24 protein-coding genes are annotated in these 23,241 nt (G+C 68.9%); 12 read left to right on the top strand and 12 right to left on the bottom strand.

The window, feature by feature from the left end; all coding sequences use genetic code 11:
* Positions 1-46 precede the first annotated feature (46 nt).
* From kdpF to ACTMTJ_RS08935, 5 genes are read left to right on the top strand one after another with little or no spacing between them, the layout of a single operon-like run.
* Positions 47-136: a K(+)-transporting ATPase subunit F gene (gene kdpF / locus ACTMTJ_RS08955; RefSeq protein WP_441215660.1), complete on the top strand. Its 90-nt coding sequence runs from the start codon at positions 47-49 to the stop codon at positions 134-136.
* Positions 136-1,776: a potassium-transporting ATPase subunit KdpA gene (gene kdpA / locus ACTMTJ_RS08950; protein WP_441215659.1), complete on the top strand. Its 1,641-nt coding sequence runs from the start codon at positions 136-138 to the stop codon at positions 1,774-1,776. The genes kdpF and kdpA overlap by 1 nt, the downstream gene beginning before the upstream one ends.
* Positions 1,777-1,794: 18 nt before the next feature.
* The gene (kdpB, locus tag ACTMTJ_RS08945) at positions 1,795-3,957 is read left to right on the top strand and encodes a potassium-transporting ATPase subunit KdpB (RefSeq protein WP_441215658.1); all 2,163 of its coding nucleotides are present in this window, start codon (positions 1,795-1,797) and stop codon (positions 3,955-3,957) included.
* Positions 3,957-4,832: a potassium-transporting ATPase subunit C gene (locus ACTMTJ_RS08940; RefSeq protein ID WP_441215657.1), complete on the top strand. Its 876-nt coding sequence runs from the start codon at positions 3,957-3,959 to the stop codon at positions 4,830-4,832. The genes kdpB and ACTMTJ_RS08940 overlap by 1 nt, the downstream gene beginning before the upstream one ends.
* Positions 4,833-4,849: 17 nt before the next feature.
* Positions 4,850-7,501: a DUF4118 domain-containing protein gene (locus tag ACTMTJ_RS08935; protein WP_441215656.1), complete on the top strand. Its 2,652-nt coding sequence runs from the start codon at positions 4,850-4,852 to the stop codon at positions 7,499-7,501.
* A 93-nt stretch (positions 7,502-7,594) separates the two neighbouring features.
* Here the strand turns inward: ACTMTJ_RS08935 and ACTMTJ_RS08930 are convergent, their stop codons facing one another.
* From ACTMTJ_RS08930 to ACTMTJ_RS08900, 7 genes are all read right to left on the bottom strand, one after another.
* Positions 7,595-8,386, bottom strand: coding sequence for an ABC transporter permease (locus ACTMTJ_RS08930; protein WP_441215655.1), 792 nt, complete (start codon positions 8,384-8,386; stop codon positions 7,595-7,597).
* Positions 8,383-9,318 (bottom strand): ATP-binding cassette domain-containing protein, encoded by a 936-nt coding sequence (locus tag ACTMTJ_RS08925; protein WP_441215654.1) that lies wholly within the window; start codon positions 9,316-9,318, stop codon positions 8,383-8,385. The genes ACTMTJ_RS08930 and ACTMTJ_RS08925 overlap by 4 nt, the downstream gene beginning before the upstream one ends.
* 25 nt (positions 9,319-9,343) lie before the next feature.
* Positions 9,344-10,189: a DUF4097 family beta strand repeat-containing protein gene (locus tag ACTMTJ_RS08920; RefSeq protein ID WP_441215653.1), complete on the bottom strand. Its 846-nt coding sequence runs from the start codon at positions 10,187-10,189 to the stop codon at positions 9,344-9,346.
* Between the two features lie 68 nt (positions 10,190-10,257).
* Positions 10,258-10,764, bottom strand: a complete 507-nt coding sequence (locus tag ACTMTJ_RS08915) for a hypothetical protein (protein WP_441215652.1) — start codon at positions 10,762-10,764, stop codon at positions 10,258-10,260.
* Between the two features lie 131 nt (positions 10,765-10,895).
* Positions 10,896-11,570 (bottom strand): alpha/beta hydrolase, encoded by a 675-nt coding sequence (locus ACTMTJ_RS08910; RefSeq protein ID WP_441215651.1) that lies wholly within the window; start codon positions 11,568-11,570, stop codon positions 10,896-10,898.
* Positions 11,571-11,768: 198 nt separating this feature from the next.
* Positions 11,769-12,644, bottom strand: a complete 876-nt coding sequence (locus ACTMTJ_RS08905; RefSeq protein WP_441215650.1) for a hypothetical protein — start codon at positions 12,642-12,644, stop codon at positions 11,769-11,771.
* 90 nt (positions 12,645-12,734) lie between these two features.
* The gene (locus ACTMTJ_RS08900; RefSeq protein WP_441215649.1) at positions 12,735-13,154 is read right to left on the bottom strand and encodes a peptidase inhibitor family I36 protein; all 420 of its coding nucleotides are present in this window, start codon (positions 13,152-13,154) and stop codon (positions 12,735-12,737) included.
* Positions 13,155-13,600: 446 nt separating this feature from the next.
* On the opposite strand from ACTMTJ_RS08900, the gene ACTMTJ_RS08895 reads away from it, so the two are divergent.
* The 3 genes from ACTMTJ_RS08895 (at position 13,601) to ACTMTJ_RS08885 (ending at position 15,685) form a co-directional block, all read left to right on the top strand.
* The gene (locus ACTMTJ_RS08895; RefSeq protein ID WP_441215648.1) at positions 13,601-14,488 is read left to right on the top strand and encodes a helix-turn-helix transcriptional regulator; all 888 of its coding nucleotides are present in this window, start codon (positions 13,601-13,603) and stop codon (positions 14,486-14,488) included.
* Positions 14,485-15,063: a hypothetical protein gene (locus ACTMTJ_RS08890; RefSeq protein ID WP_441215647.1), complete on the top strand. Its 579-nt coding sequence runs from the start codon at positions 14,485-14,487 to the stop codon at positions 15,061-15,063. The genes ACTMTJ_RS08895 and ACTMTJ_RS08890 overlap by 4 nt, the downstream gene beginning before the upstream one ends.
* A 223-nt stretch (positions 15,064-15,286) precedes the next feature.
* On the top strand, positions 15,287-15,685 hold the full coding sequence (locus ACTMTJ_RS08885) for a hypothetical protein (protein WP_441215646.1): 399 nt from the start codon (positions 15,287-15,289) through the stop codon (positions 15,683-15,685).
* A gap of 182 nt (positions 15,686-15,867) precedes the next feature.
* On the opposite strand, the gene ACTMTJ_RS08880 is transcribed toward ACTMTJ_RS08885, so the two are convergent.
* On the bottom strand, positions 15,868-16,578 hold the full coding sequence (locus ACTMTJ_RS08880) for an SDR family oxidoreductase (protein ID WP_441215645.1): 711 nt from the start codon (positions 16,576-16,578) through the stop codon (positions 15,868-15,870).
* Between the two features lie 58 nt (positions 16,579-16,636).
* On the opposite strand from ACTMTJ_RS08880, the gene ACTMTJ_RS08875 reads away from it, so the two are divergent.
* A complete protein-coding gene (locus ACTMTJ_RS08875; RefSeq protein ID WP_441215644.1) occupies positions 16,637-16,999 on the top strand; it encodes a MerR family transcriptional regulator in 363 nt (120 codons plus the stop codon).
* An 87-nt stretch (positions 17,000-17,086) separates the two neighbouring features.
* Here ACTMTJ_RS08875 and ACTMTJ_RS08870 read toward each other — a convergent pair whose 3' ends face one another.
* The 3 genes from ACTMTJ_RS08870 to ACTMTJ_RS08860 form a co-directional block, all read right to left on the bottom strand.
* Positions 17,087-18,187, bottom strand: a complete 1,101-nt coding sequence (locus ACTMTJ_RS08870; protein ID WP_441215862.1) for a PP2C family protein-serine/threonine phosphatase — start codon at positions 18,185-18,187, stop codon at positions 17,087-17,089.
* 294 nt (positions 18,188-18,481) lie between these two features.
* A complete protein-coding gene (locus tag ACTMTJ_RS08865; RefSeq protein ID WP_441215643.1) occupies positions 18,482-19,261 on the bottom strand; it encodes a winged helix-turn-helix transcriptional regulator in 780 nt (259 codons plus the stop codon).
* A 124-nt stretch (positions 19,262-19,385) separates the two neighbouring features.
* Entirely contained in the window at positions 19,386-19,778 is a 393-nt protein-coding gene (locus tag ACTMTJ_RS08860; protein ID WP_441215642.1) for an anti-sigma factor antagonist, read from the bottom strand.
* 191 nt (positions 19,779-19,969) lie between these two features.
* On the opposite strand from ACTMTJ_RS08860, the gene ACTMTJ_RS08855 reads away from it, so the two are divergent.
* Both ACTMTJ_RS08855 and ACTMTJ_RS08850 read left to right on the top strand, forming a co-directional pair.
* On the top strand, positions 19,970-20,698 hold the full coding sequence (locus tag ACTMTJ_RS08855; protein WP_441215641.1) for a GAF and ANTAR domain-containing protein: 729 nt from the start codon (positions 19,970-19,972) through the stop codon (positions 20,696-20,698).
* An 813-nt stretch (positions 20,699-21,511) separates the two neighbouring features.
* A complete protein-coding gene (locus ACTMTJ_RS08850; RefSeq protein ID WP_441215640.1) occupies positions 21,512-21,826 on the top strand; it encodes a MerR family transcriptional regulator in 315 nt (104 codons plus the stop codon).
* A 323-nt stretch (positions 21,827-22,149) separates the two neighbouring features.
* Here the strand turns inward: ACTMTJ_RS08850 and ACTMTJ_RS08845 are convergent, their stop codons facing one another.
* Positions 22,150-22,353, bottom strand: coding sequence for a cold-shock protein (locus ACTMTJ_RS08845; RefSeq protein ID WP_441215639.1), 204 nt, complete (start codon positions 22,351-22,353; stop codon positions 22,150-22,152).
* Between the two features lie 534 nt (positions 22,354-22,887).
* On the opposite strand from ACTMTJ_RS08845, the gene ACTMTJ_RS08840 reads away from it, so the two are divergent.
* The gene (locus ACTMTJ_RS08840) at positions 22,888-23,241 is read left to right on the top strand and encodes an ATP-binding protein (RefSeq protein ID WP_441215638.1); all 354 of its coding nucleotides are present in this window, start codon (positions 22,888-22,890) and stop codon (positions 23,239-23,241) included.

Here is a 23,241-nt window from a genome sequence, read left to right as displayed (position 1 = left end):
GGCTCTTCGCGCTCCTCGCCCTGGTCGTACGGGCGGTGGAGCGGCTGTGAACGCCGTCAACCTGATCGGTCTGATCATTTCCGCCGGCCTGGCGATCTTCCTGGTCGCGGCCCTGCTCTTCCCGGAACGGTTCTGATGGGCCTCATCTTCGTCACCACCCTGATCGCCGCCCTCGCCGTGGCCTACCGCTTCCTGGGTGACTACATGTACCGGGTCGTCTCCGGCACGAAGCACTCCGCCGTCGAGCGGGGCATCTACCGCCTGGTCGGCGTCAACCCGAACGGCGAGCAGACCTGGGGCGTGTACGCCCGCAGCGTGCTGGCCTTCTCCGCGGTGAGCATCCTGTTCCTGTACGCGTTCCTGCGTCTACAGAGCTACCTGCCGCTGTCGCTGGGCTTCGACAACGTGATGACCCACGGCGCGTGGAACACCGCGGTGTCGTTCGTGACCAACACCAACTGGCAGTGGTACTCCGGTGAGTCCACGATGGGCCACCTGGTGCAGATGGCCGGCCTGGCGGTGCAGAACTTCGTCTCCGCCTCGGTCGGGATCGCGGTCGCGATCGCGCTGGTGCGCGGCTTCGCCCGCCACCGGACCGATCAACTGGGCAACTTCTGGGTCGACCTGACCCGGATCACCATCCGCGTCCTGCTGCCGATCAGTGTGCTCGCCGCGATCGCGCTGATCATCGGCGGTGCGGTGCAGAACCTGTCCGGTGGCACCGACGTCACCACGCTCGGCGGTGCGGCCCAGCACATCACCGGCGGCCCGGTCGCCTCGCAGGAGGCGATCAAAGAGCTGGGCACGAACGGCGGCGGCTTCTACAACACCAACTCGGCTCACCCCTTCGAGAACCCCACCACGTGGACGAACTGGATCGAGATTTTCCTCATCTTCGTGATCCCGTTCAGCCTGCCCCGGGTCTTTGGCCGGATGGTCGGTCAGAACCGGCAGGGCTACGCGATCCTCGCGGTGATGGCGAGCCTGGCGATCGCCAGCATCGCGCTGACCAACGCTTTCGAGCTCTCCGGCGACGGCACCGTCCCGCAGGCGGTGAGTGCCGCCATGGAGGGCAAGGACGTCCGGTTCGGCGTCTCCAACTCCGCGACGTTCGCCGCGGCCACGACCCTCACCTCGACCGGCGCGGTCAACTCCTTCCACGACTCGTACACGTCGCTGGGCGGCATGATGCCGATGATCAACATGATGCTCGGTGAGGTCGCGCCCGGCGGGGTCGGGGCCGGCCTGTACGGCATCCTCGTGCTCGCTGTGATCACCGTGTTCGTGGCCGGGCTGATGGTCGGTCGCACGCCGGAGTACCTGGGCAAGAAGATCGGCGCCCGCGAGATCAAGTTCGCGTCGCTGTACTTCCTGATCACCCCGACGCTGGTCCTGATCGGCACCGCGGCGGCGATGGCGACGAAGAACCACGAGACCGCGCTCAACGTGGGCCCGCACGGCTTCTCCGAGGTGCTCTATGCGTTCACCTCGGCGGCCAACAACAACGGCTCGGCGTTCGCCGGCATCACCGTCAACACCGCCTGGTGGAACACCGCCCTCGGGCTGGCGATGCTGCTGGGCCGGTTTCTGCCGATCGTCCTGGTGCTCGGCCTGGCCGGCTCCCTGGCCAGACAGCAGCCGGTACCCGAGTCGGCCGGGACGCTGCCCACGCACCGGCCGCTGTTCGTCGGCATGGTCGCCGGCGTGACCGTCATTCTCGTCGCGCTCACGTTCCTGCCCGCCCTCGCGCTCGGCCCGCTGGCCGAGGGTCTCTGAGATAAAGGAAAGTCTGAAATGACCGTCACGTCAGTGACAACCGAGGCGCCGGCGCCGGTCCAGCGGGCCAAGCCGGTGGGCGGTGGCCTGCTCGACCCCACGCAGCTGTGGCGCTCCACACCGGACGCTTTGCGCAAGCTCGACCCGCGCACGCTCTGGCGCAACCCGGTCATGTTGATCGTCGAGGTCGGCGCGGTGTTCACCACCGTCCTGGCGATCACCGACCCGTCCGTGTTCGGCTGGCTGATCACCGTGTGGCTGTGGCTCACCGTGGTCTTCGCCAACCTGGCCGAGGCTGTCGCCGAAGGCCGCGGCAAGGCCCAGGCCGCGAGCCTGCGCAAAGCCAAGCAGGACGCGGTCGCCCGCCGGCTGGTCGGGTGGGGGACCGACGGCGTCCGCGAGGAAAGCGTCGACGCCGTCGACCTCGCGCAGGGCGACATCGTGGTCTGTGAGGCCGGCGACGTGATCCCCGGAGACGGCGATGTCGTCGAGGGCATCGCCAGCGTCGACGAGTCGGCGATCACCGGCGAGTCGGCGCCGGTGATCCGGGAGTCCGGCGGCGACCGCAGCGCGGTCACCGGCGGCACGAAGGTGCTGTCCGACCGGATCGTCGTGAAGATCACCCAGAAACCGGGGGAGAGCTTTATCGACCGGATGATCGCCCTCGTCGAGGGCGCCAACCGGCAGAAGACGCCGAACGAGATCGCGCTGAACATCCTGCTCGCCGCGCTGACGATCATCTTCCTGCTGTCCGTGGTGACGCTACAGCCGATGGCCATCTTCGCGAAGGGCTTCCAGGCCGCCGCGCCGGACACCCAGGCGATCAACGGCGACGGCGTCACCGGCATCGTGCTCGCCTCGCTGCTGGTCTGCCTGATCCCCACGACGATCGGAGCGCTGCTGTCCGCGATCGGCATCGCCGGCATGGACCGCCTCGTCCAGCGCAACGTACTCGCCCTGAGCGGGCGCGCGGTCGAGGCCGCCGGCGACGTCAACACCCTGCTGCTGGACAAGACCGGCACGATCACGCTGGGCAACCGGCAGGCCAGCGAGTTTCTCCCGGTCGACGGGGTCACCGCCGCCGGCGTCGCGGACGCGGCGCAGCTGTCCAGCCTGGCCGACGAGACCCCCGAGGGCCGCTCGGTGGTCGTGCTGGCCAAGACTGCATACGGGCTGCGGGCCCGGGACGACGGGATCATCCCGCACGCGCAGTTCGTGCCGTTCACCGCGCAGACCCGGATGTCCGGTGTGGACCTGACCGAGGACGGCCGGATCCGCCGGATCCGCAAGGGCGCCGCGGCCGCGGTGATGAAATGGGTACGGGACAGCGGCGGCCACCCCACTGACGAGGTGGGTCCCATCGTCGACGGGATCTCCGCCACCGGCGGCACGCCGCTGGTGGTCGCTGAGTGCGTCACCGGCCCGAGCGGCACCACCGCGCGCACCCTCGGCGTGATCCACCTCAAGGACGTGGTCAAGGCCGGCATGCGCGAGCGCTTCGACGAGATGCGCCGGATGGGCATCCGCACCGTGATGATCACGGGTGACAACCCGCTCACCGCCAAGGCGATCGCCGACGAGGCCGGCGTGGACGACTTCCTCGCCGAGGCGAAGCCCGAAGACAAGATGGCCTTGATCCGCAAGGAGCAGGAGGGCGGCCGGCTGGTCGCGATGACAGGCGACGGCACCAACGACGCGCCCGCGCTGGCTCAGGCGGACGTGGGCGTGGCGATGAACACCGGCACGTCGGCCGCCAAGGAGGCCGGCAACATGGTCGACCTCGACTCCGACCCCACCAAGCTGATCGAGATCGTGGAGATCGGCAAGCAGCTGCTGATCACCCGCGGCGCGCTCACCACGTTCTCCATCGCCAACGACATCGCGAAGTACTTCGCGATCATCCCGGCGATGTTCGCGGCCGTGTACCCGTCGCTGGACGGCGTGAACGTGATGCGGCTGCACTCGCCGCCCTCGGCGATTTTGTCCGCGGTCATCTTCAACGCCCTCGTCATCATCGCGCTGATCCCGCTCGCCCTGCGCGGCGTGCGGTACCGGCCGTCCAGCGCATCGAAGCTGTTGACCCGCAACCTGTGGATCTACGGCCTCGGCGGCGTGATCGTCCCGTTCGTCGGCATCAAACTCATCGACCTTCTCATCCAGTTCGTCCCAGGGATCTCGTGATGCGCCTACCCGGCTGGCTCACCCAGCACATCGCCGCGCTCCGCGCGCTGCTCGTCTTCACCGTCCTGTTAGGACTCGCCTATCCGCTGGCCATGGTGGCGGTCGCGCAGCTGCCCGGGCTGCGGGACAACGCCAAGGGCTCGCTGGTCGAAAACGCCGCCGGCCAGAGGGTCGGCAGCAAGCTCATCGGCCAGGCGTTCACGGACGCGGACGGCAACCCCATCCCGGTGTACTTCCAGTCCCGGCCCTCGGCCGCCGGCGACGGCTACGACCCGACCGCGACGTCGGCCAGCAACCTCGGCCCGGAAAGCATCGTCGACACGCTCGCCGCCAACCCGGACGACGCGACGCAGAGCCTGCTGACCCAGGTCTGCGCGCGCAGCCTCGCCATCGGGCAACTGGAAGGCGTCGACGGCCGCCGGCCCTACTGCACCCCGGATGGAGTCGGCGCGGTGCTGGCCGTCTTCCACCGCGACGGGCTCACCGGCCCGATCACCCGCGTGGTCAGCGTCAACCAGACGGGCATGCCGTTCATCTCCGCCTACGAAGGGGTACCGGTGCAGAGCGCACAGGTCGGCATCGACTACCGCGCCGAAGGCGCCGTGATCGTCCCGGTCCGCGGCGACGCACCGAGCAAGCCCGCAGTTCCCGCCGACGCGGTCACCGCCAGCGGCAGCGGCCTCGACCCGCACATCAGCCTGGCGTACGCGCGGCTCCAGGCACCCAGGATCGCGCGCGAGCGGGGCACCGACACCGCAACCGTCCAGCGGCTGGTCGAGGAGTACACCGACGGGCGGGCGCTGGGCTTCATGGGCGAGCCGGGAGTCAACGTCCTGGAGCTCAACCTGGCCCTCGACCGCGAGTTCCCCCGGTAGCGGAGGAAGATCGAGTCATGGCACGTGGCCAGTTGCGCGTCTACCTCGGCGCCGCGCCCGGGGTGGGCAAGACCTTCACCATGCTGGAGGAGGCCCACCGCCGCAAGGGCCGGGGCACCGACGTCGTGGTCGGGTTCGTGGAGACGCACGGCCGCACGCACACCGCGCGGATGGTCGGCGACCTCGAGGTGGTACCGCGCAGGCAGGTGAGCTATCGGGGCACGACCTTCGAGGAGATGGACGTCGACGCGATCCTGGCCCGCCGCCCCGAGGTCGCGATCGTCGACGAGCTCGCGCACACCAACGTGCCCGGCTCCCGCAACACCAAGCGGTGGCAGGACGTCCAGGAGCTGCTCGCGGCCGGGATCACCGTGCTGTCCACCGTGAACATCCAGCACCTTGAGTCGCTCAACGACGTCGTTCAGCAGATCACCGGCGTCGTACAGCGGGAGACCGTGCCGGACGCGGTGGTGCGCGCTGCCGACCAGGTCGAGCTGGTCGACATGACGCCGGAGGCGCTGCGGCGGCGGATGGCGCACGGCAACGTGTACAAGCCGGAGAAGATCGACGCCGCGCTGGGCAACTACTTCCGGGTCGGCAACCTCACCGCGCTGCGCGAGCTGGCCCTGCTGTGGCTGGCCGACAAGGTCGACGAGCAGCTCGACCGGTACCGCGCCGACAACCGGATCGGCGGCACCTGGGAGACCCGGGAGCGGGTCGTGGTCGCGCTCACCGGCGGCCCGGAGGGCGACACGCTCGTGCGCCGGGCCGCGCGGATCGCCGCCCGCAGCAAGGGTGCCGAGCTGCTCGCCGTGCACGTGGCCCGCTCGGACGGGCTGGCCGGCGCCGACCCGGCGCTACTGGCGAAACAGCGGCTGCTGGTGGAGAGCCTGGGCGGCACCTACCACCAGGTGATCGGCGCCGACGTCCCGCAAGCCCTGCTGGACTTCGCCCGCGGCGTCAACGCCACCCAGCTCGTGCTCGGCGCCAGCCGCCGCGGCCGGCTCGCCCAGATCTTCGCCGCCGGCATCGGGGTGAGCACCACCGCCCGGTCCGGGCCGATCGACGTGCACCTGGTCACCCACGAGCAGATCGGCCAGGGCCGCCGCCGGCCGGTGCTCACCGGGCAGGCCGCACTGTCCCGGCCGCGGCGGATCGCGGGCTTCGCGCTCGCGGTCTTCGGGTTGCCGCTGCTGACGCTGATGCTTCACCTACTGCGCGGCGACCTCGCGCTCGCCAGCGACATCCTCTTCTACCTGGCCTGGGTCATCCTGGTCGCGCTGGTCGGCGGGATGTGGCCGGCGCTGCTCACGGCGCTGGCCGGGTCACTGCTGCTCAACTACTTCTTCACAGCTCCGATCCACCAGTTCACCATCGCCGAGACCGAAAACCTGCTGTCCCTGGTCGTCTTCCTGGTCGTCGCGGTCGCGGTCAGCGCTGTGGTGGATACCGCCGCCCGGCGTACCCGGGAAGCCGCCCAGGCCAGCGCGGACGCCTCCACCCTCGCTACCGTCGCCGGCAGCGTGCTGCGCGGCGACCGGCCCTTGCCCGCCCTGCTCGAACGGCTCCGCGAGACCTTCGGCCTGGAATCAGTCACCCTGCTCGAACGCCGCCCCGACGCACCACCCAGCCCGGACCGGCCGCACGACCCGCAGTCCTGGCGCATCGCGGCCACCGTCGGCGGCAAGCCCTGCGCCGCACCCGGCGAAGGCGGCACCGACGTACCCATCGACGACGACCTGGCCCTCGTGCTGCGCGGGCATCCGCTGCCCGCCGCCGACCGGCGCGTCGTCGAGGCGTTCGCCGCCCAGGCCGCCCTCGCGCTGCGCCAGGAACGCCTCGCCCAGGAGGCTGCCAGCGCCCGGCCCCTCGCGGAGGCGGACAAGATGCGCACCGCGCTGCTCGCCGCCGTCAGCCACGACCTGCGTACCCCGCTCGCCTCCGCCAAGGCGGCCGTGACAAGCCTGCGCAGCCACGACGTCGCCTTCTCCGACGACGACCGCGACGAGCTGCTCGCCACCGCCGACGAGTCCCTGGACAAGCTCGGGCGCCTCGTCGCCAACCTGCTGGACATGAGCCGCCTCCAGGCCGGCGTTCTCGGCCTCGCGCTCACCGAGATCGGCGTCGAGGAGGCCGTGCCCCGGGCGCTGGACGAGCTCGGCCCGCACGCCCGTGCCGTCCGCGTACGCATCCCACCCGAGCTGCCCGCGGTCCACGTCGACCCGGCACTACTCGAACGCGTCCTGGTCAACGTCATCGGCAACGCCCTGCGGTTCAGCCCACCCGATGACCCCCCGCAGATCACCGCCAGCGAACACGCCGGGACGGTGCAGCTACGCGTCATCGACCATGGTCCCGGCATCCCCGAAGGCGCCCGCGAGCACATGTTCCAGCCGTTCCAACGACTCGGCGACCGGGACAACCACAGCGGCGTCGGCCTCGGTCTGGCCCTGTCCCGCGGCCTGGCCGAGGCGATGGGCGGCACCCTGGCGCCCGACACCACGCCCGGCGGCGGCCTCACCATGATCCTCACCCTGCCGTCAGCCGAGGCTAGCGGGAACACAGCCGGCGACGCGGCCACCGAGGCCGAAGCGGCCGAGGTCGCCGACCGGGCGATTGTCGAACGCCTGCGCCGGCGGCCCGCGACCGAACAGGAGAACCTGCGATGACCCGGATCCCGGTCCGGGCATGGGCTACCGCCTGCACCTCGCGGCGCGGCCGGCCCAACAGGAGCCCTGACCGCGTAGGCCGCGGCTCAGCGGTCAGCGCGCGGTGTTGCGGTTGTACAGCCTCTTGGCCCACCAGAAGGCGACCACAGTGATGGCGGTGCACCACGCGGCCGCGGCGATGGCGTTGTTGCCGATGCCGGTGCCGAGCAGCAGCCCGCGCAGGGTTTCCATGATCGGGGTGAACGGCTGGTACTCGGCGAACCAGCGCACCGCGGTGGGCATCGAGTCGGTGGGCACGAAGCCGCTGCCGAGGAACGGCAGGAGCACCAGCGGCATGGGCAGGTTGCTGGCCGACTCGACGGTCTTGGCGAACAGGCCCAGAGCGACGGACAGCCAGGTGAGCGCGAACGCGATCATGGCCAGCACGGCGGCCGCGGCGAGCCACTCGATCGGGTTGGCGTCGGGGCGGAAGCCGACCAGCAGCGCGACGCCGACGACGATCGCCAGGCCGAGCATGGTCTGGATGACGGCGCCGAGGACGTGGCCGGTCAGCACCGACGGGCGGAAGATCGCCATCGTACGGAACCGGGCGATGATGCCCTCGGTCATGTCCATGGCGACTGTTATCGCGGTGCCCTGCGCCGTCCCGGCCACCGCCATCAACAGGATGCCGGGCACGACGTAGTTGGCGTAAGCCTCGCGGCCCCCGGAGGCTCCGCCGAGCCCGTTGCCGAGCGTGCCGCCGAAGACGTAGACGAACAGCAACAGGAACACGACCGGCATGCCGACCAACATGAACGTCAGGGACGGGTAGCGGCGCATGTGCCGGAGGTTGCGCCGCAGCATGGTGCCGGAGTCGCGGACGGCGAGCGTGAGGGTGGTCATCGCACGGTGGTCCTTTCACGGTCGGGCTGGCCGGTGAGGGCGAGGAATACGTCGTCGAGGTCGGGCTGGTGCACCGACAGGCTGACGGCTTCGACGGATGCGTGGTCGAGCTGGTCGAGCAGAGCGCGCAGGGACCGCACGCTGCCGTCGTGGGGCACCTGGATGGCCAGGGCCGCCTCGTCCCGTACCGGTGCGTCGAGGGCCTGGGACGCGAACTGGAACTCGTCGGCGTCCGCGAACTGGAGGCGGACGTGGCCGCCGGGGACCCGGCGCTTGAGCTCGTCGGGGGTGCCCTGGGCCACCAGACGTCCGTGGTCGAGGAGCGCGATGTGGTCGGCGAGCTGGTCGGCCTCTTCCAGGTACTGCGTGGTGAGGAAGATGGTGATGCCGGCGGCGGCCAGGTCACGGATGACGTCCCACATGCCGCGGCGGCTGCGCGGGTCGAGCCCGGTCGTCGGCTCGTCGAGGAAGATGACGCGTGGATCGCCGACCAGGGTCATGGCGAGGTCGAGCCGCCGGCGCAGGCCGCCGGAGTAGGTCGACACCGGCTTGCCGGCCTCCCGTGTCAGGTCGAACCGCTGGAGCAGCTCGGCGGTGCGCCGGCGGCGGGTCGGCTTGTCCAGGTGGTGCAGGTCGGCCATGAGGTTGAGGTTTTCCTGGCCGGTGAGCAGGTTGTCGACCGCGGAGAACTGGCCGGTGACACCGATCAGGGCGCGTACCGCGTCGGGTTCGCGGGCCACGTCGCGGCCCAGGATGCGGGCTTCGCCGCCGTCGGCGCCGATCAGCGTGGACAGGATCTGCACGGTGGTGGTCTTGCCGGCGCCGTTGGGGCCGAGCAGGGCGAAGATGGTGCCTTCGGCGATTCGCAGGTCGATGCCGGCGAGCACCACCTTGTCGCGGTAGGACTTGTGCAGCCCGGTGACGGTGATCATGGGTTCCTCGTTTCCTCGAACGGGTTTACGCGGCGCGGCGGATCATGATGTCGCCCCAGTTGGAGCTGGCCCGGACCTCGACGGTGTCGTCGCCCTGGGCCGGCCCGTCGGTGGTCTCGAGCGCGTTGTGCACCCGGCCGTGGCGGGAGCTGAGCTCGAGCCACGCGGCGGTGCCGGGGCGCACACCGATCTCGATACCGCCGTAGCCGGTCTGCACGTCTACCGATCCCCGCGTGACCTCACCGATCCGGACGCTGCCGTGGTTGCTGCGCGCGGTCACCGAGGCCAGCGCCCGGTCGACGGTGACGTCGCCGTACGCGGTCTTGACCCGGACGTCCCCGGTGCTCTGGCCGATCCAGCAGTCGCCGGACGAGTTCTTGATCTCGACGGTGCCGTCGACCTCGCCGAGGCGCACCTTGCCGGAGGAGGCCGTGACCCGGGCTGCGCCGCTGACCTGCTGCACCACGACCTCGCCGTGGCTGCTGTCGACCTCCAGCGGTCCGGTCTGGTCAAGCCGAACGGCGCTTCCGCTCTTGAACCGGCACTCGCCGAGCCGCCCCTCGCAGCGAAACGACGCCCACGACGCCTCGGCCTGGATGCGCGATCCGCTGGGCAGCTCGATCACGACGTCGACCGACGGGCTGTTGCCGGGAGCGAATCGGCGCCAGGACTTCGGTGCCCTGATCGTCAGCTGGCCCGCCGCGTACTCGACGGCCGTCTGCTCCGCGGCGTTGACGTCGGCCTTGTTCGACGCTTTGCGCGGACGCACTTCCACCACGGTGTCGGTACGGTCGGACGCGGTGATCCACGCGTCTCCGATCGGCAAGTCGATCTGGACGGCAATCGGTTCTGGCGTGTCGAAAACAGGCATGGTGGTCTCCCGAAATGTGCCTGATGGATGTCGTTGCTGGTCAGATGGATACGGCGAGGGGTGTGCGGTCAGCGTGCCCAGCCGGTGAAGTGCTGGCCGGAGCCCGGCTCGGCACGCCGCGGCGGCCGTCGCCGCGGGTCGCCGGCCTCGACCGCCGCGGCGGCGGCCCGCACGAGCCACGCGTTGACGGACAGCCCGGCCCGGCCGGCGGCCTGCTCGATGCTGGCCTTGAGGTGGTCGGGCAGGCGCAGGTTGATCCTCGAGGTGCCCCCGTCCTCGCCCTCCGCCACCGCCACCAGGGCCGGTGACGCGGCCGGATCCTCGTCCGGCGGGGAGGGCAGTGCCACCACGAACGTGGGCTCCCGACCCCGTAGTCGCACGTGGACCGACCCGGGGGCCAGCTCGCGGGTGATCTCGTCGGCCGCGTCGGACAGCGCCTCCAGCAACGTCAACTGGGTCGCCGCCTCCAACTGCGTGACCAGCCGCTCGGCCAATGCCCGGCCTTCGGGGTCGGCGCCCTCCGCGGCCACGGCGAACTCGGTACGCAGCTGGTCGATGTACGGCCTCAAGTCCATGGCGCCATAGTGGCACCACAATGGCATCATCGCAACCCGATCTGGCTCACGGCTGGCGCCATCGCGAGCGAGCGGGTGGTGGTCCGCTCGATGTCCGAATGATCCGCGCCGACCTGGACGAGCCGCCTGGGTCAGTGTCCGAACGCCCAAGCCACCATCAGCGGGAACTCGTGTTTCCAGAAGGCGTCGCCGTGCGAGCCGGCCCGTTCGGTCATGACAACGTCTCCACCGACCTCGCGTAACGCGTCTGCCCACCGGGTGGCGTTCGTGAGGAAGAACGGTTCGTCGGTGCCGGCGACGAGGTAGGTACGCGGAAGCCGGCCGGGTAGCGCGGCGGGCGGTCGGTAGCCTGCCCCGGGTGAGGCGCAGAAGACCGTGCCGTAGATGTCGGGATGGCGTAGCCCCATGGCCAGCGCGAGTTCCGCACCGACGGAGACACCGAACACCGCGGTTCGGCTGGCTGGCAGGCTGACGGCCAGGCGGGTCGCCGCCCATCGCCGGACGTCTTGGACGAAAAACTTCTCGTGGGCCGCGAACCGTTGCGGATCGAAGGCGAATTCGGCCGTGGTACGGCCCGGTGAGTACTCGTGCAGCCGCAGTGTTTCGTCCTCGATGCGGTGGGCGCCGATGATCATCGTGGGCGGCAGATCGGCAGCCGCCAAATCCTTGCCCCACGACGTGATCAGTTCTCCGTCGCCAGCGAAGACGACCGCCTCGGCCGCTGCCGCCGGTACGTAGGCGGTGACCTGCCGCCCACCGTCGTACTCCAACGACTCGGTAATGAGCTCGCCCGCTGTGGACGACATCGGCATGGGCTCCCTTACAGGCGTGGGACAGCGGACAACGCCGGCATCCTCAGCCGCTCGGCGACGATCGAGGAGAGCGCCCCCCGGAGAGTTTCCGGCACGTGCTCGACGTCAACCTCACCGGGTGCCGTTGCTGCGCCGCGCCGGCGGCGGCGCCCCGGACCTCGCCCCGCACCTACAAGATCCATCAGATGGGCTTTAGTCCGCTGGCGATGCAGCGTCGATCGCCTTCAGCGCGTTGTCGTGTGTTGCCCGGTGGGCACGGGCCAGCTCGGCGAACCGAGCGCCGTTCTCGTCGATGAATCCCTGCTGTATGTCGGTCTCTACCGCGACCCAGATCCGCACGAGGTCCACCCTGTTCTTGCATCCGGCGTCGGCCAGCGCGGTGGCGAACTCCTCTTCGGACACATATGGTGCGTCGAGGTCCCATCGGGGGTCACTGACGGCGTCGTACGGGTCCTCGTAACGGTGTCCGCGTTCGCTCATGCACCGTCGCCAGAACGCGACCGCAGCGATGACTCTCGGATCGACTTCAGATTGGTCGAGAGACCTGAAGTCGAATTCGGTGAGAATGTTGGTGTCCACCTCCGGCACGCCGCGTGAGAGCGCCGCGACGGCGTCGTCCAGACAACCGGGGCGCGTGGCGGTGCCATACAGCGCCGCTTTTTCGGCGCCGCCCAGGCTGGACAGCCAGGCGTCCAGATGTGCGGCCCTCGCGTCGGAGTCTCGATCTGCGGGGAAGTGGTATCCGAACCGGCGCGCCGTGCGCTCGCCGACGATGCCGTATCGGCGGATGTTGTCCGGCATCGCCTCGACGGCTCCGATCAGGCTGGCCGGCACGGCGATGTCCGGACGGCCCCGTGCATGCAAGCATCGGTCTACCAGGATGTGCGTCGCGCGGTTGACGACGTTCTGCTCCGCGGCGGTGGGGCGGTATTGGTCGAACGGCAGGACGATGCGTTCGGCGTCCGACCAAATGTCGTCAGTGTCGCGGCCTTTCGCGTCTGTCCGGGCTAGCCCGACGATTAGCAGGGCGGCCACGGAAAGTCCGGCGAATTTGAGCGCTTTCCACATCGCGTCGCCCCTTGATGTCGACGGACTAAAGGGTCGGTCCGACCGCGGAGCCGGCCGTCTGATGTCGGCTCCGCGGCCGCACCCTGGTGCTCAGCAGAAGATCCTGAGTGAGCTTCCTCGGTTGTCGCCAATGTCCCGGCTGCTCAGGCTGGAGAATGCCCCACCGTGCGCGATGCTTGTCCGAGCCCCGCTGTAGTCGGCGTGCTGGTACAGCGCGGCGGTGCAGCCACGGTCGTTCCTCATGGAACTCGTTTCGTCGTTCATGCCGTCACCGGTCGCCACGTGGTTTTCGTCCAGCCACTCGTTGTTGTTGAAGGACGAGTCGCTGGTCAGGAAGTTCATCCAGTGCTCGGCACTGCCCTCGTTCCGGTTGTAGTTGGTGTTCTCGTACAGGCAGACACGGCCACTGTTGCAGAACCCGCCCGGGTCGGCCGAAGCCGGTTGTGCCGCGACGGCGATGCCGGCAACGGGAAGCAGTGCCATCGCCACCGCAATGATCAAGCGCCTCATGGTGAAACCTTTCTGAATGGGAATGGCCATGGCGGTCAACGGGCCATGTGCCAAGACGACCCGAACATGATTACGTCGCGGCCGGGATTGGAAGCAGGTCGATCAACGGCAATGCCGGGAAGGCACCAAAATCCTGCAAGATCGCGAAGGATGCGATGCAGTAAGCGGAAAGAGATCTTTTCTCGTCAGGAGCCGCATTCGGATCTTGCAGGATCTTGCATCATGAAGGCGCGATTCGATAACAGCGGCACCGCCGTCGCCGATGATCTGGTTGTATTTCCGGCACGGGGGAGGTGACGGCAATGTCTCAGCCCATGGGGGCGGCTGCGGGTGGATCTATCCCGTCACTGGTCAGCTTCGGTTGTTCGCCAGATGCCGATCTGATCTACAGGTACATCGTCCGTTACGGGCCTCGGCCACCCGGCGCGATTCAACACGACCTGGGGATGCCACGTCGCCGGGTGGCCACCGCCCTCGACGAGCTCGCGTCGGTCCAGGCGGCTACGGCCTTCTTCCCCTCCGTGGCGAAGGAGCCGGTCTGGCGGGCCAGCCCACCGGCCAAGGTCAACGAGACGCTGCGGCGCATGCGTGTCCGGCATGTCATGGCGAACGCTGGGATCCGCCGCCCGAGCAGCCCTCTCGCGCTCCTGACGGACGTGCCGACAGCGCTCGGCGACGACCTGCGTCACCTGCCCAGCCGGGCGGTCGCGCGCGCCCGGCTGGCGAGACTGGCCGAGGTGGCCCACCAGGAGCAGCTCGCCATGCATCCCGAGCCGACCTTCGACGCGGAGACGCGCCGGGCGGCCGCGCCGATGGACCGGACCCTGCTCGAACGCGGAGTCCAGATGCGTGTCCTGGGCGTGCAGCCGGTGGACCCGGACGGCTTTCCGAGCGTTCCGGCAGCGCCCCAGCCCGCCTACCGGATGAGCCGTCGGGTGCCGGCCAAGCTGATCATCGTCGACCGCAAGGTGGCCGTGTTTCCGGTCGCCCCGGACAACCCGGAGCGCGGCTACCTGGAGGTGGCGCAGGAAACCATGGTGTCGGCGCTGGTGGCGATGTTCGAGCGGGAATGGCATCGGGCCGATGACCCGCCGACGCTTCCCGCGCGGCTGACGCTCCATCCACGAGAGCGTGCCGTGGTGGCCCGGCTCGCCGAGGGACACACCGATGCAAGCGCCGCGCGAGACATGCTGATCAGCCCGCGGACCGTGGCCAACATCCTGCGCCGCCTGATGGACCGGCTTGGTGTGGAAAACCGGTTCCAGCTTGGCCTGGCTCTCGGCGCCGCGCACGCCGTCGCCCTGCCCCAGCCAGACCACGAGGGGGAGCTATGACGCGTGATCACCGCCTGCGTCGATTGCTCTTGGCGTCGCTCGCCGTCGTGGCGGTGCTGGCGGCTCAGCTCGCCGTTCCCGCGGGAGTCACCAACGCAGCCACCCGCCCACCCGTCGACGGTCTCCCACCCGGGCTGGTGTGGTCGTCCTGTGCCACCGGAGCGATCACCGAGTACTCGGTCACCGTGGAGCCGGGCCCGCCCACCCACACTCGCATAGCGATTTCTGGCTGGGCCCAGCCCTGCGCCGGCACGTCGCCGAATACATTCGCCATCGTGAAATACGGCATGTACGCCACCCTCTCGCCGGCAGGGCTCCGGAGGTACGAGTCGTTGACGGCACCCACCGCGTTCCGCGTGTTCGCGGACTACTGGGGTACGTCGAGCGACGCGTTTCCATCGGGCACGGGCATCTGCCTGCACCGCACCCTTGACGGCCGGCTCGCCTGCCTCGCGGTGGGGGTCCTCGGCGACACCGGCCAGTTGGTCGCGTCGCTGGTGCCGCCGGCCGAGATACCGGCGCGTCCGCTCGTCGTGTACTCCGATCCCGACCCGAACTGCGGCATGTGCCTATGAACGGGCGCTACGCGAGCACGCCGTCGACGTCGACGATCGTGTAGGCGTCGCCCTACTCGGCCACGTCGAAAACACTGACGCACTCCGTGAGGTGAGTAGATTTGTGAAACAGTTGCCGCCGAGGGAAGCCGAGGCAGCGGCTTCGTGGCTCTCTGGGCGAGCAGACTGCCGTGATCCCGCGGGCGACGGATCTGCTGCCGCGGAAATCTGAGACCATGTCGCGATGGTTGTCCTCGTGCAACTACCGGACCCCAAGACGTGGCTGGGTGCCGTCGGCTACAGCAGCCTGCTGTACGCGACTCTCGACATCGCCACCCCGCTGGTGTTCCTGCTTCTGGAACCCTCCGCGCTCTGGTGGTACCCACTGCCATACCTGGGCATCGGCTGGCTAGCCGGTAGCGTGCTGACCTTCATCCTTCGGACGACGGACCCATGGCGCACCACATGGCGGCCTCGCGTCTCGAGGCTCGTCCTCGCGGCATGCGCCGCCCTGCTCGGACTGCTCCGGCACACGCTCGGCGGGGCGACCCCGAACGGTGACTTCGATCCGCTGTTCTACTTCCTACCGCTGCCGGCGATGGTGGTCTGCATTGCGTTGACCGGCTGGTTCCTCAGCCGGTAACCCGGCCGCATGCAGCTGTCTACGCCGTGCGGGCACCGCTTCGGCGACGACCAGACCGCCCTGGTCTGGTACGACGCCCGAACCAACTGTCGCCGCGGTGACCACCGCCCTCGACCACAGGCGTCGACCACACACAGCCCTCACCGGCTCTCTGGATGTTGCTGCGGATCAGAGGTGTGGTGTCAGCCGAAGAGGGCGCCGGCGATGTCGGCGTAGAAGAGGGCGGGGTCGCGGGACAGGGAGGCCTTGACGTTGGCGGTGGGAGTGTCGGCGATCACCTCGAGTTTGCCCGCTTCCAAGCCGTCCAGGGCCATGGCGACTACCTCGCGGGGTGGGAGTTTGGGGATGTCGTAGGCGGCCATCATGTCGGTGTCGGCGATGGCCAGAGCCAGGGCGGTGACCTGAGTTTTCTGGTCGGTCAGCTCGAGTCTGATGCCGTTGGTGAGGGACCATTCCGCGGCTTTGGAGGCGGCGTAGCCGTTGCTGGCGGGGGCGAAGGTGTACCAGCTCAACGCCGAGATGACGTTGAGGATGGCGCCGCCGGCGAGTTTGGGGGCGAAGGCGCGGGTGACGTTGAGGGTGCCCCAAAAGTTGGTGTCGAATTCGCGGCGGATGTTTTCCGTGGAGGGACCGAGCAGGGGAGCGTTCGTGGAGATGCCGGCGTTGTTGATGAGGACGTCGAGGTCGCCCACCTCGGCTGCTGCGGCTTCGATGGAGGGCGGGTCGGTGATGTCCAGCTGGAGGGGGATGACACCGGGGACGTCGATGCGGTCGGGGCGGCGGGCGGTGGCGTAGACCGTTGCGGCGCCGCGGGCGAGGAGAGCCTCGGCGAACGCCTTGCCGAGGCCGCGGTTGGCGCCGGTGACGAGAGCTTTCGTGCCGTTGATCTGCATGCCGCTACGCTAAAACCTCACGTTGACGTCAGAGGCAAGTATTGCGAGGTGGGTCACTGTGCGGATCGGGGACCTGGCGACCCGGACGCAGGTGAGTGTGCGGGCGCTGCGCTACTACGAGGAGCAGGGGTTGCTGGCCTCGACGCGTAGTCGGAGCGGGCAGCGGCTCTATGGGGACGCGGCGGTCAACCGGGTGCGGCTGATTCGGCAGTTGTACGGCGCGGGACTGGCCAGCAAGACGATCGCGGAGCTCTTGCCGTGCGTTGACGCCAAGGTGAGCACGCCGCAGTCGCGGGAACGGCTGGCAGCGGAGCGGGACCGGATCAACATGCAGATCGCCGAGCTGATGATCGCGCGGGACAGGCTCAACGACATGATCGACCTGACGTCGAGACCGAACCCGAAATGCGACTACGTATAGGCGTGGGTGCGCGATCCAGCGATTTCCAGAGCGCCGGTCGTAGGTGTCGGCGGCGGAGAAGCTAGCGCTGAGGGCGACAGTCCAGGGCTAGCTGTTGCGGGGTGTGCGCCACTGCACGACGACCGCGCTGGCATCGTCCTGGAGTTGGTCGTGTTGGTAGGCCAGGATGGCATGTACCAGCCGGCGCATCGTCTCGGGCAGGGGAAGCTGGTCGGCCAGCGCACGGGTGAGGAAGTCGACGAGCCGGTCCAGTCCGAACAATTCCCCGTTCTCGGTCCGGGCCTCGATCACCCCATCGGTGTATGCAAGTACCTGGTCGCCGGGGTGCAGTGCCTCCACCTCGATCCGGGGGTCATTGTCCGAAAGGTGCCACAGACCCAGCGGCAACGCGGTCGGACCGGGCAACACTTTGATCACCCTGCCGTCCCGCAGCAGCAACGGCGCCGGGTGCCCGGCGATGATCAGCCGGAGTTGGCCGGTGGCGCAATCGAGCTCGGCCAGCACCGCGCTGACGAACGCGCCGTGCTGGTGTGCGCGCAGATGTTTGTCCACGCTGCGTGCCGTATCGGCGAGGTCCAGGCCGCACCGCCGTGCGTTGCGGTACGCCCCAATGGCCAGGGTGCCGAGCAGGCTGGCCGGGGTGCCGTGCCCGACGGCGTCGAACACGGCGAACGAGAGCAGATCACCGTTGATGGCGTAGTCGAACGCGTCCCCGCCGATATCGAAACACGGCTCCAGGACGCCGGCGACCACAACCTGGTCGGTAGCGAAACTCAACGGCGGCAGCAGGCCCCACATGATCTCCGCCGCCACCTGCATCGGCTCGCGCCGGCGTACCCGTTCGATCAGGTCGCTGGTGAAGCGACGGCTGATCAGGAGCTGGGTCACGGCTGCGGCGACCTGCTCGGCCGCGTCCCGGGTGTGCGGCGAAGCGGGCTGGGCGGTCGTGACCTCCAGAACACCGAGCCGGTCACAGCCGTGCACCAGCGGCACCCACAGCCGGCACGCCTGCCCGCCCTGCTCCTGGACCTGTTCGGTGGCGAAGGCCCGTCCCGCCACGCTGCCATCCACCGACAAGGCCTCACCGCCCGCACGGTCAGCGATAGGCAGCGGGACCAGCCGGGTCTGCGTGTAGTCCACGACGTAGACGAGCACGGTGGCCGCCTCCAGGGCCGGCGCCAGCCGCATCACCAGGCCAGGCAGCTCCTGCACGCCGGCGCCGGTAGCAGACTCCAGCAACGAGCGCACCGCACGGCCCACGTCCATGAACACCACCCACCGAAGAACGCCTGCCCGGCCGGCAGGCCACCCCACTGTAGGGACACCCGATGGACGTCCACCAAACACGCGATCAGCCCTGCCACCTCGTGCAGGGAAGCCGGAGCGCTTCAGTGCCGAACAGCACCGGCTGACCGCGTCGAAGCAACGATCCCAGCGTGCCGTCCACCGTGGGCGACGGCGTCGGTGGTGGCCGGATCCCTTTTAGGGAACGCGGATGTGGTCAGCGGCCCGGGGCCTGCCCGCCTGCTCTGGTTGGGGCGGCGCCATCGCGGCGATACCGACGGGATCTGTTGCCGCCGCGGTCTGTGCGGGCTGGGTGACGAACTTGTAGCCAACCTGGCGGACCGTGCCGATCATCGCCTCGTGGGAGGGGCCGAGCTTGGCTCGCAGCCGCCGCACGTGCACGTCGACGGTGCGGGTACCGCCGAAGTAGTCGTAGCCCCACACCTCGCGCAGCAGCTGCTCCCGCGTGAACACCCGGCCGGGATGCTGGGCAAGGTACTTGAGCAGCTCGAACTCCTTGTAGGTCAGGCTGAGTAGCTCGCCCCGCAACCTCGCCGCGTACGTGTCCGAGTCGATGACCAGATCGCCGTAGCCGGTCGCGTTACCGTCTGCCCGGTCCGTGACGGCGAGGCGGCTCACCGCCAACCGCAGGCGGGCGTCGACCTCCGCGGGTCCGGCGGTGCCCAGGATGACATCGTCCAGGCACCAATCGGCCGACACGGCCACCAGGCCCGCCTCGGTTACGACGGCGATCAGCGCAGCGCTCAGCCCGGTGCTTCGAAGCATCCGGCAGGTCGCCTTCGCCTCGGCCAGCTGGCCGCGAGCGTCGACCACCACCACGTCCGGCGACGGACCGTCGTCGATAGCGGCCGGCACGTCCCGCAAGGCAGACCGGACGGTGTGTGGCAACAGATCAAGCGCGGGAAGGGCATCCGTCCCGTCACGGCTTTCCACGTTGGTCAAAAGCAGGATCTTCACGCGTCACCGTCCGACGTAGCGACTGTCCCGACAACGCCGGCGGGTGGGTATCCCAGGACAATATCGGGATTCCCGCGCGAACGGTTGTGAACTGCGGCACGTCATCGGCAACGTGGGCTGGCCGTTACATCGTGTCGGGCAATGTGCGACGCAGTCCGAGCGGCTCGGCGAGTCCGGTGAGCGTGATGACACGTACGACGAGCTGCCGGTGGGCCACCACCCGCAGTGTCGCGCCGCGCTGGTGAAGATCGGCACGGGCCTGAACCAGGACGGACAGCCCGCCGCACGAGAGGTAGTACACGTCGGACAGGTCGCAGACCAACGTGTGTATCCGCCGGTCGGTGATCGCCGGGGTGAGCGCGGCGCGGAGGGCTGGTTCGGTGGACAGGTCGATTTCGCCGCGGATCGTGACGACCGATACGCCGGGCTGTGGCCGGTAGCTGTCGGTGAACAAGATGGGACGGACCAGTGGGCGGGAACGGTCGTCGGGGTGCGGCTCCGGCTCCGGGTGCGTCAAGGGTGGCCTCCGAGGTCACGCCAAACCACGCACCGCGGGGCCGCGACGGGCCGGCGAGCGGTGGTCAGCGAACGTCAAGATGGCGCACAGCTGACTTCGTAACCGTGAGCGAGACGCAGTTTAGTCCGCCTCGTCAATGGCGGGTGAGTGGCACGGCTGCGGTAGCGGGCCGCGTCGATCACACTGGGACGGTGAGCGATGACCTGCTGCCGATCGCGCATGAGTTGGCGGAGATCACCCGGCTGGTGGAGGCCGATGATTTCGGCGCGACACTCGACCGGTTCGTGACCCGGGTCGTACACGCGATTCCGGGCTGCGACCGGGCGCTGATTACCGTCCGGTCGCGCGGCGTCCTGGAGACAGTGACGGACATCGAAGGGCTGGGGTTGGATCCGATCGCTGCCGGTCCGATCGTGGAGGCGGCGACGTTCGACGAGCCGCGCCGCTTGGACGATGTGGCCGTCGATCAGCGGTGGCCGAGTTTCAGCGCGCAGCTGGCCGGCGCCGGATTCGCCAGCTGCATGGTGCTGCCATTGAGCACCAGCGGTGACGAGACGGCTGTGCTCACGCTGCTGTCGGCGACACCGGGACAGTTCACCGACACCGCCTACGACGTGGTGCTGCTGCTGACCCTGCACGCCGGCGTCGTGTTCGACAACGCCGCGCTGTACCACGACAGCGGCAAGCTGGTCGGGCAGCTGCGCGCCGCGCTGGATACCCGGTCGCTGGTCGGCCGGGCGCAAGGCATGGTGATGCGCCAGTTCAATATCGACAGCAAGCACGCGTTCGACACGCTGAAACGGTCGTCGCAGAACAGCAACACCAAGCTGCGCGATCTGGCCGGGTTGTTGATCGCCGCGCATGAGCAGGGTGAATTTGAGGACGCGCTGATCAAGTTGGCGGTGACCGCGTCCCGCTGACCTGCCCATGGTCCGGCAGCCAGGTCAGCCGCGCCCGGACAGCGCACCGGCCGGCGGGGGCGGCGCCGATCGCCGCAGCGGCGACACCCAACAGGGCACCCCTGACGATCGCGCGGCGTGGTGGCGTGCTCGCATGGCGTCCGGCATGGCGCACCGCTTCAGTCGTGGATCTGGTGGTCCGCGGTGTGCTGGAAGAACGGGTGGGTTCCTTCAGTCATTGCACGGCCAAGGTCAGGCCAGCGGCGGAGAAAATCTGTGGCGTTGGCGCTAGACATTGTCGTTATGACTGGCTAGGCTTCCTCGTGTTGAGCAATGAGGTCGGCAAGAGACGCTGACGAACGCCCCGTCAGTGGGCGTCGCGGAGCAGGGGCCCGAGCAATTTGGCGGGCTCCGCTCCGCGGGATCCGGATGCCGTGCCGGCGTGGCGAGGCAGGTGAGGGTTAACCTCCCCGTTTCAGCCCCGCCAGTGGTGTGGCATCTCCGCCGTACGAGCTTCGTCAGGCGGACAGCACCACCGAACACCGATAGGTAAGTGGAAGCAGAGGAAGCAGAGGAAGGGGAGGGCTGTACACCCGTTTTGATCGCCCGCCTATGGCTCGTCGCAGAGCCGGGGCGGACACCGCAGGTTTCACCCGCACGAAAGGTGGTCTTCGGTCACGCTTATGCGATCTGAGCGCCCCGGTAACCGTCTCTCGGACGGCGGGCGCGGTTAAGAAACCCGGCGTTGCCGCCGGTAATGGTGTACTGATCCACAACCCTGGGCCCCGGCGCTTGCACGACTGCGCCGGGGCCCTCGACTCCGTGGAAGGTGACATGGCCCAACCCGACGACAGATTCGACGACGAGGACTACCCCGCATACACGATGGGCGCCGCCGCCGAGCTGATCGGCGCGACACCAGACTTCCTGCGCCGGCTCGACCAAGCCAAGCTGTTCACCCCGCTGCGCTCTACCGGCGGACACCGCCGGTACTCCCGCTACCAGCTACGCTTGGCGGCCCGCGCCCGGGAAATGGTGGACCAGGGCACCCCGCTGGATGCGGCGTGCCGCATCATCGTCCTGGAGGACCAGCTTCAAGAAGCCCTGCGCCTCAACGAGCAAGCCCAGTCACACACCACCGACCACTAAGTACCCTGGCTGCCTTAGCGCCGTGTCCGCCCCACTACCGGGCCTGACTCGCAGCTCGGCCCCGCGGCCGGCGCGTCAGAGCGTGATCTCCCGAGGCCCGGCCGGGTCCGGACCCCCATCGCTGTGGAATCAATGGGGGTGATTCCGGTTTGGGGCCTGAACCCCGCTGCCGATGCTACCGAGTTGCCAGTGTGGTCGATATCGACCAACGTCGACCCGCCCGGGATGGCGGGGCAGCCTGCCGATGACGGCTGATGCCCGGCCAGCCGGTCCGAGCCGTACCGGCCGGGTGCCTGCGGTCGCCCGGCCGGTATCGGATTGCGTCAGAGGACGCGGACCGCGGTGGCCTGGGGGCCCTTGGCGCCCTGGGTGATCTCGAACTCCACCCGCTGGTTCTCTTCCAGGCTGCGGTATCCGTCCGCGGCGATTTCGGAGAAGTGGACGAAGACGTCCTTGTCGCCGCCGTCGACGGTGATGAAGCCGAAGCCCTTGTCGCCGTTGAACCACTTCACAGTGCCCTGTGCCATATCTGTCTCCTCCTCGGAGTGCGGGACCGCACGGTGCGGCCGCGCTAGCCGTCGTCAGCCGGCAGCTCACCGCCCAAGGGAGATGGCAACGCCCGCGAGACCTGATCCGCGAGCTTCATAGATCAACCACGAACACGCAAGAAAACGACCTGCCAACCCTACCAGGCCCGCCGTACACAACCTCGAGCGCTTGGAGCTCGCTTCGCGTTCGAAACCGCACTCGTCAAGCTCGCGCCGGACCAGCGCCATAGCCCACCGAGCCCACTCCTTCTACGGGCGGCAAGATCTTCGATGGTTTCAGTCCATCGGCGTCGGGAACTGACTTACCAACGACGCAGGCGATGCCAACGCTGACAACGAACAGGGGGTGCGCGGATGCCTCGCAATCACCCACCGCACCGGACGTTGACGGCCCCCCACACCGCCCTCGCAGGCCATGTCCGTCGCCGGAGACGGGCATGCGTCCTCCACCACGGCGGTCTTCGGCCGCGTCCGATCGACCTGCGGGTCACGCTGCCCAGGGAGACCTGGACCGTGCCGCTGGCCCGCCGTGTACTCCGCGATGTCCTGCGCCGTTCGCTGGCCGGCGATGACTGCCGCACCGCTGTGGAGATCGCGTTGGGCGAGGCGTGCGGCAACGCGGTCCGTCACGCCGACCCGGCGACCCATTACGACCTGCACCTGCGGGTGCAGAACGGGACGTGTCTGGTCGAAGTCGCGGACGCCGGCACCGGGTTCGCACTCCACCAGGAGCCGACAATGCCGGCGGCGAACACCGTGTCCGGACGCGGACTGGCGATCATCGCCGAAGCTACGGACGAGCTGGACGTTCAACCGCGACACCCCAGCGGCACCCTGCTCAGATTCGTCAAGCATCTATACGGGTGA

Origin of the sequence: Phytohabitans sp. LJ34, from assembly GCF_052068095.1 — a bacterium.
GTDB lineage: Bacteria > Actinomycetota > Actinomycetes > Mycobacteriales > Micromonosporaceae > Phytohabitans.
The sequence above is the reverse complement of the archived record's forward strand: the minus strand, read 5'-3'. Positions and strand labels throughout refer to the sequence as shown.